7 protein-coding genes are annotated in these 7,979 nt (G+C 70.0%); all 7 read right to left on the minus strand.

The window, feature by feature from the left end; all coding sequences use genetic code 11:
* Window positions 1-106 precede the first annotated feature (106 nt).
* On the minus strand, window positions 107-718 hold the full coding sequence (raiA, locus tag PKH97_RS08275) for a ribosome-associated translation inhibitor RaiA (protein ID WP_324386932.1): 612 nt from the start codon (window positions 716-718) through the stop codon (window positions 107-109).
* A gap of 118 nt (window positions 719-836) precedes the next feature.
* Complete coding sequence (locus PKH97_RS08280; protein ID WP_324386933.1) at window positions 837-1,559, minus strand: phosphoribosyltransferase family protein; 723 nt, start codon at window positions 1,557-1,559, stop codon at window positions 837-839.
* Window positions 1,560-1,622: 63 nt separating this feature from the next.
* On the minus strand, window positions 1,623-3,386 hold the full coding sequence (locus PKH97_RS08285) for a GerMN domain-containing protein (RefSeq protein WP_324386934.1): 1,764 nt from the start codon (window positions 3,384-3,386) through the stop codon (window positions 1,623-1,625).
* A complete protein-coding gene (mtrB, locus tag PKH97_RS08290) occupies window positions 3,383-5,029 on the minus strand; it encodes an MtrAB system histidine kinase MtrB (protein ID WP_324386935.1) in 1,647 nt (548 codons plus the stop codon). The genes PKH97_RS08285 and mtrB overlap by 4 nt, the downstream gene beginning before the upstream one ends.
* A 16-nt stretch (window positions 5,030-5,045) precedes the next feature.
* Window positions 5,046-5,726, minus strand: coding sequence for an MtrAB system response regulator MtrA (gene mtrA / locus PKH97_RS08295; RefSeq protein WP_324386936.1), 681 nt, complete (start codon window positions 5,724-5,726; stop codon window positions 5,046-5,048).
* 137 nt (window positions 5,727-5,863) lie between these two features.
* On the minus strand, window positions 5,864-7,315 hold the full coding sequence (gene ahcY, locus PKH97_RS08300) for an adenosylhomocysteinase (protein WP_324386937.1): 1,452 nt from the start codon (window positions 7,313-7,315) through the stop codon (window positions 5,864-5,866).
* 162 nt (window positions 7,316-7,477) lie between these two features.
* A partial coding sequence (locus PKH97_RS08305) for an SIS domain-containing protein (protein WP_324386938.1) occupies window positions 7,478-7,979 on the minus strand: 502 nt, incomplete at its 5' end.

Consider the following 7,979-nt stretch of genomic DNA (forward strand, 5'->3'; position numbering starts at 1 on the left):
CCGACACACCACGCGGCCGACCAAATCCTTGGGCGGCCAACGCGATTCGCCGTGCCTGCGCCCGGCTGAGGCGAAGCTCGGTCACGACAACCGGATCAGGACAACATCAGGACAACGCCGCCTGGGCCGCGCCGACTTCCAGGTGGATGACGCCGTACTTCCAGCCGCGCCGCCGATAGACGACGCTCGGCTTGTCGGTCTCGCTGTCGTGGAAGAGGAAGAAGTCGTGGCCGACGAGCTCCATCTCGCGCAGCGCGTCGCTGAGGGTCATCGGGACGCTCTCGTGCACCTTTTCGCGGACCTCGATCGGCGAGTCACCGAAGGCCCCGAAGAGGTCCGGCTCGGTGTCCTCCACCGGCGCGGCGGTCGCCGGCTGTTCGACGATCGCGGGCGCGGCCTCGACCTTGCGGCCGCGTGAGACGCGGCGCCGATCGTTGGCGCGGCGCAGGCGCTCGACGAGCTTGTCCTGGGCCAGATCGAAGGCGGCGAACTTGTCCTCATGGATGGCTTCGGCGCGCACGACGGGGCCGCGGGCATGGCAGGTGATCTCGACGCGTTCGGAGGCTTTGGTTTTGCTGCGGGTGGGTTCGTGGGTCAGCATCACCTCGATGCGCAGGGCGCGCGGCGCCAGTGCCTCGACCTTGGTCAGGCGGGCATTGACGTGATCGCGGAAGGATTCGCTGACGGGTTGGTGACGGCCAGAAATGACGACATCCATGTGAACTCCAAATGGTGACGGATCAGCTGCGAACTCGAGGCGTCGAAATGGTGCACTCCGGTCGCATCACCTGCCTCGCGTGACCGCGGCGAGCGAAAGACGTTCCCATAGAGGGACGCTAGCCCAAACCCTGACCGCTGTGGGACTCGGGTCGGAATCGGCGTGGCGTGGCCGCGATGGCCGCCTGGCCGACGACCTCGATGCCGGTCGCGTTCAGCGCCCGCGTTGCTTCGGCCATCGACGCGCCCGTGGTGAGGATGTCGTCGGCGAGGATCACCGTGGCGCCGTGCCAGTCCCCCGCCCGCACCCGCATCCGGCCGGCGAGATTACCCGCCCGCCCGGCCGCATCGAGGCCGGCCGTGTCCCTGACCCGGCCGTGCACGCGCAGCACCTCGGCGCTCGGCAGACCAGCCTCGCGCGCGGCCAGCCGGACCAGGTCCCGCACCGGATGATCCCCGCGGGCGCGGATCGAAGCAGCCGAACTCGGCATCGAGAGCACCACATCGATTCCCGTATGCCGGGTGCTCACCGCCTCCGCCGCACGCACCAGAGCCTGCGTGAGCAGCACGGCGAGAATCGTGCGCAGGTCGCGTCGCGCCCCGTCCTTGTAGCCACGGATCAAACCGGACAGCGGCGGCAGGTAAGCGGCCGTCACCCAGGTCGGGCCGATGCCGAAGGGGGCCGGCGCCGGGAAGACAGGCTGCGGCCCACCCGCGAAAGTCGTCCCCGTCACCGCATCGACGCACTCAGCGCACAGCGTGAGCAGGGGCGCGCCGCACCCTGCACACCGGCGGGGCAGCGCGAGATCGATCAACCCCGCCACGTCGAATCGCCGGCCCATCGCGCCATCTTCCCAGCCCGCCCTGCCAGGGGACTCGGGTCGCAGCCGGGCTGTGGACAACCATCAGCGGCCGGGGACGATCAGGTCGCTGCCCGCGGCGGGGAGCCAGCCGGCACCCGCACGCACGAAGACCCGATCCTTGGTGCGCACCACCAGTCGCCGCTCACCGCCCAGCGTGGTCAGGGCGAGCGCGCCCTTGACCGCAGGCAAGGGCGTGACCTCCTGGCCCAGGGTGACCAGGAAGGCTCGCTCGACATCTTTGGTCACGGAACCCAGGACCGACAAGGTCGTGTCGTCGATCCAGGTGACATCGCGCAGCGACGCGAACTGCGGTCCGAGCCGAAGTGGCGTCGCGGCCAGCGCGGTCGGCAGACCATTTGCGGCCCGGACGATGCCGGCGACATCCAGCCGGGCGTCCTTGTGGTGTCGGTCGGTGGACACGATCGCGATCCGGCTGCCGTCCACCGACACGCTCAACGCGACCGGCAGGCGGCCGGTGAGCCAGTCGGCCGGGATCCGCACTGCCGCCGCGTCCGGGTCGGTTGCCGGCCAGACGAGCGAGTTGACCGCCCAGACCGCGGCGTCGTTCGGCTTCTTGGCCAGCCGGCCGCCAACCCACAAGGCCCCCATCCGGTCGTATGCCGGCGCGGTCAGGTCGGTGCCGAAGTTCGGCACCGTCTCGGCCGAGTCCGCCCGGAAGCGGGCCAACTCGCCCTGGTCGACGGCCGCCACCTCCTGCCCGGTGAAATTTGCCGCCAAGTCGTCGAAATAGGGCTGCACGGCGGGAAAGACGGGAGTCCGGTCGGTGAAATCCTCGGCCTGGCTCTGCTCCACCTGTGACGGATCGACCGAATACAGGCCCTGCCCCACGCGCACCAGCGGCAACACGCCGACGGGCGGGCCCGAAGAGTCGATGCCCAACTCGCGCAGGGTGGCGACGGGAGCGTCGATCCCGGCAAGGGCAAGCCGGGTGCCCTCGACCGTGACATCGACCCCGACGACGCCGGGCGCCTGGGTGACCGTCGAGACCAGTTGCGCCCAGATATTGCGCCGGGCGGCGGAGTCATTGGTGATCCCGGTGCCAGCCAGGTTGACCGTCGCGATCCCGTCGGACACGGGCACCGAGTCCACCAGCAGGTGAACGCCGCCACCGAGATCGGTGCGGACGGCACCGGTCAGGTAGTTCGGCACCGCGCCGAGTTGCTGCCGCACCATCCGCGTCGCCATCCGGTCCGAGACGACCCAGCGCACATCGGGCACGAGCGAGGCACTGCCCGTCGCCACATAGTTGACGGTCACCTGCCGCATCAACCCGGCGAACGCGCTCGGCGACAACCAGCGCCCAAAGGTCTTGGGGACATCGCTGATCCGCCACTCGCCGCCGACCTCGGTCAGCACGAGATCCATCCGCACCGGTTCCGAGCCTGGCGCGGCCGGGGTGTACCGGCCGTCCGCGGTGAGCGTGCCGACGGGGGTGGCCGTCAGCCGATAGCGACCCGCCAGCCCGTCGATGACCACCGCGCTGCCTTCTTGGACGACCACGGTGCCGACGTCGGGGTTCCAGCGGGCCGCCGCACCGGTCGTCAGATAGGACTTGGCGCCGGCGATCGCATCACCGGAGACGCCACCGGCGCGCAGGAAGCCGCGGATCACATCCTCCGGAGTCGCTCCCGGCCGGGGTCCCTCGGGCAGGATGACAACCGGTTGGCCGTCCTGGGCGTCGACCGCGAGCCCCGGGCGGATCCGGTCGTCGGCGTGCAGGCCGACGCAGCCGCCGAGCAGCCCGACGACGGCGAGGGCAGCACACAGGCGGGGCGCGCGCGTCATCCGATCACCCCAGGGCGATAGGGCCGCAGTTTCGTCGTCGCGTCCTTGTCCGCAAGCTCGGGCGGCGCCAGCGGCAGTGGTGACTCGCCGATCGGTTCGCCGGCATGCCGCGGCAACGTGAGCCGGAAGACCGAGCCCTGGCCCGGCTCGCCCCAGGCCTGCAGCCACCCGTCGTGCAGGCGGGCATCCTCTAAGGAGATGGCCAGGCCCAAGCCGGTGCCGCCGGTGGTGCGGGCGCGGGCCGGGTCCGCCCGCCAGAACCGGTTGAAGACCAGGCCGGCCTCCCCCGGGCGCAGCCCGACGCCGTGGTCGCGCACGGCAATGGCCGCCGCCGTGGCGTTCTGGGCGAGGGTGATGGTGATCGGCCGGCCCTCGCCGTGCTCGATGGCGTTGACGAGCAGGTTGCGCACGATTCGCTCGACGCGCCGGGCGTCGACCTCGGCGACTACCCCTTGCTTGGGGATCACCGTCTTGACCTTGGTCTCCTTGCGACGGGCGAGCCCGTCGACGGCCTCGACGACGCGTCGCACGACACCGCCGAGGTCGGCCTGCTCCGGCTCGAGGGCGGCGGCGCCCGCGTCGAAGCGACTGATCTCCAGCAAGTCCGCGAGCAGTTCCTCGAAGCGGTCGAGTTCGGTGTTGAGCAACTCCGCGCTTCGGCCCAGCGCGGGCGGGAACTCGCCCCGGCTGTCGTGGATGAGGTCGGCGGCCATCCGGATGGTCGTCAGCGGGGTGCGCAACTCGTGGGAGACGTCGGAGACGAAAACTTGCTGGACCCGGGAAAGGTCCTCCAGTTGCCGGATCTGACTCTGCAGGTGATCGGCCATGGCATTGAACGAGCGGCCGAGCAGGGCGAGGTCATCGGCGCCTCGCGCACTCATCCGCTCGTTGAGATTGCCGAGCGAGAGCCGCTCGGCGACGGCCGCGGCGCGCCGCACCGGGCTGACGACCTGCCGGGTCACCAGCCAGGCGATGGCACCGACGAGGGTGACGAGCAGGGCACCGCCGATGAGGAACAGCCGGCGGATCAGGTCGAGCGTGGCCTGCTCCCGATCCAGCGGATAGATGAAGAAGAGGTCGTAGTTCTCGGCGGTCCGGACCTCGACGCGGGTGCCGACGACAACCGCGGGGATGGTCGGATGCTGCCAGGTGGTGGGAATCGACTCAGCCGTCAGGGCGCCTCGGTCCAGGGCGATGATCGTCGACTGTTGGTGGGCGGCGTCGGCGTCGAGGGCCTGGCGCAGGGTCAGGGGGATCGGCGATTCGCGCAGGCCGCCGGTGACGACGGTGTCGATGATGACGGCACTCTCGTTGTCCAGCGAGCGGGTGAAGACGACGTACCGGTCCGAGTCGGAGGAGCTTTGCGCGACCTTCTTGATCTCGTCACTGGCGAAGGTGTTGAGCGCGTCCGGTGTCTGGGTGGCGTCGGTATTGTCGAAGTCCTCCTGGATCCGCGCGGCGACGGCCTTGGTCTCGACCTCGGCGCGGCTGACCCGGTCGTCCTGCAGGCCGTTGGCGATCGACTGGAAGAGATTGAAGCCGATCAGGGACACCGCGAGGATGCCGAGCAGCACCGTCGAAGTGACCACCCGCAACTGCAGGGAGCGGCGAAGCGGCCCGATCAGCCGGCGCAGGAAGGTCATCACCGGCCGTGCCGAATCAGCTGCCGGTCCCGGCCTTGTAGCCCACGCCGCGGACGGTCACCACGATCTTGGGGTCCTCGGGGTCGTGTTCGATCTTGCTGCGCAGGCGTTGGACGTGGACGTTGACCAGGCGGGTGTCGCCGGCGTGGCGGTAGCCCCAGACCTGCTCCAGGAGCACCTCGCGGGTGTAGACCTGCCAGGGCTTGCGGGCGAGCGCGACCAGCAGGTCGAACTCCAGGGGAGTCAGGGGGATCTGCTTGCCGTCGCGCTTGACCGAGTGGCCGGCGACGTCGATGGCGAGGTCGCCGATCTCGAGCCGCTCCGGTTCACCCTCGTCGGTGCGCCGCAGCCGAGCCCGGACCCGGGCGATCAACTCGGCCGGTTTGAAGGGCTTGAGGACATAGTCGTCGGCGCCGGACTCGAGGCCGACGACCACGTCGACGGTGTCAGTGCGGGCGGTGAGCATCACGATCGGGACGCCGGACTCGGCGCGGATGCGCTTGCATACGGCAATGCCGTCCATCCCGGGGAGCATGACATCGAGCAGGATCAGATCCGGGCGGTGGTCGCGGAAGGCCGCCAGCGCGGAGGCCCCGTCGGCGACGTGGTGGACATCGAGGCCCTCCCCCCGCAGCACGATCCCGAGCATCTCGGCCAACGCCAGATCGTCATCGACGATGAGCACGCGCCCCTTCACGGCCTGACCCTGTCCTTCCACGATCCCCCGATAACGATTCGGCCAATCATCACACAGCGCCCGGCCGTTGCCTGGTATGCCGCGCTCGGCCGGCCCGAAGCGGAGAAGAGCTTGGGCGGGCCGGGCGGCGAGGCAGGTCAGTAGCGGTAGTGCTCCGGCTTGAACGGGCCGGCGACGTCGACTCCGAGATACTCGGCCTGGTCCTTGCGCAGCTCGGTCAGTTCGACACCGAGCGCGTCGAGGTGGAGGCGGGCGACCTTCTCGTCGAGTTGCTTGGGCAAAGTGGTGACTGCCGGCTTCCCGTCCTCATCGAGATAGGCCTCGGGGTGGTTGAACAGCTCGATCTGGGCGATCGTCTGGTTGGAGAAGCTGTTCGACATCACGAAGCTCGGGTGCCCAGTGGCGTTGCCGAGGTTCATCAGCCGGCCCTCGGACAGCACGATGATCGAGTGGCCGTCGGCATAGGTCCACTCGTGAACCTGCGGCTTGATCTCGGTCTTGACCACGCCCGGGGTCGCGGCGAGGCCGGCCATGTCGATCTCGTTGTCGAAGTGGCCGATATTGGCGACGATGGCCTTGTTCTTCATCGCGGCCATGTGCTCGGCCGTGATGACGTCGAAGCAGCCGGTCGAGGTGACGAAGATGTCGCCGAACTCGGCGGCCTTGTCCATCGTGGTGACCTGGTAGCCCTCCATCGCGGCCTGCAGGGCGCAGATGGGGTCGATCTCGGTGATGACGACGCGCGCACCCTGGCCGGCGAGGGACTGGGCACAGCCCTTGCCCACATCGCCGAAGCCGGCGACGACGGCGACCTTGCCGCCGATCAGGACGTCGGTGGCCCGGTTGAGGCCGTCGACGAGGGAGTGGCGGCAGCCGTACTTGTTGTCGAACTTGGACTTGGTGACCGAGTCGTTGACATTGATCGCGGGGAAGAGCAGGTCGCCCGCCTCGGCGAGCTGGTAGAGACGGTGGACGCCGGTGGTGGTCTCCTCGGTAACACCCTTGATGCCTTCGGCGATGCGGGTCCACTTCTGCGGGTCCTGCGCCATCGTGGTGCGCACGAGCGCCTTGAAGACGCCGAACTCCTCGGAGTCCTCGGGCGTGGTGGGCGGGACCTGGCCGGCCTGCTCCCACTCGCGGCCCTTGTGGACCAGCATGGTGGCGTCGCCGCCGTCGTCGAGGATCATGTTGGGGCCCTCGCCGACGGGCCAGGTGAGGATCTTGTCGGTGCAGTCCCAGTACTCGGGCAGGGTCTCGCCCTTCCAGGCGAACACCGGGACGCCCTGCGGGTCCTCGGTCGTGCCGGCCGGGCCGACGACGACGGCCGCCGCGGCCTCGTCCTGGGTGGAGAAGATATTGCAGCTGGCCCAGCGGACCTCGGCCCCGAGGGCGGTGAGGGTCTCGATGAGGACCGCGGTCTGGACGGTCATATGCAGGGAGCCGGCGATCCGGGCGCCCTTGAGGGGCTGGGCGGCGCCGAACTCCGCGCGCAGCGCCATCAGGCCGGGCATCTCGTGCTCGGCGAGGCGGATCTGGTGGCGGCCGGCGGTGGCCAGGGCGAGGTCGGCCACCTGGTAGTCGAACGACATTGAGAAATCCTTGTCAACGGTGTCGGACGGCCCGTCGGTGGCCGCGCGCGTGCGCGGCCGATTGACGTATGCCGTTGTGGTGGCCGGCGCCGCCGCTCTCGGCGCGCGGGTCAACACCCACGCCGGGGTGGACAAGTTTACCCGGCCGGGCGACGTGCGGTGCTACGTGAGGAGATCGCGCAGTTCGGCGACGGCCGGGGCGTGTGCGGGGTCGTAGCCGTGACCGAGGGCGAGGTAGGTAGCCGAGAAGTCGAGGGTCGCGACGAGTTCGGCGAGGCGGGCCAGGTCGGGGCCGGGCGCCGGGGTCAGCGACCGGACACGGGCGCCCCGCGCCTCGGCCAGGTCGCTCACACCCTGCGCGAGATTGATCCGGGAGATCTCCTGCGCGCTGAGGTCGAGACCGTGGTCGGGCTGGATCGGGGCGAGGTCGAGGCCGCCCAGGTGCAGATCGGGGTCGGTGCGGGGGTCGGCGTCGCGGACCATGAGCAGACCGGCCTCGGTGCGTTGCTCCTCAAGCTCCGGGTCGGCGAAGATGTCGCGCCCGCCGGAGGCGGCGCGGGGCGCGGCATACGGTCCGTCAAGGCAGGCGAGAATCGACGCGGCCGCGTCGGGGAGCACGCCGGTCAGGGCCGGCACCCGGGCGGTGCGGGCGAGCATGGTGCCG

Source organism: Nostocoides sp., from assembly GCF_035343835.1.
Classification (GTDB): Bacteria; Actinomycetota; Actinomycetes; order Actinomycetales; family Dermatophilaceae; genus Nostocoides_A; species Nostocoides_A vanveenii.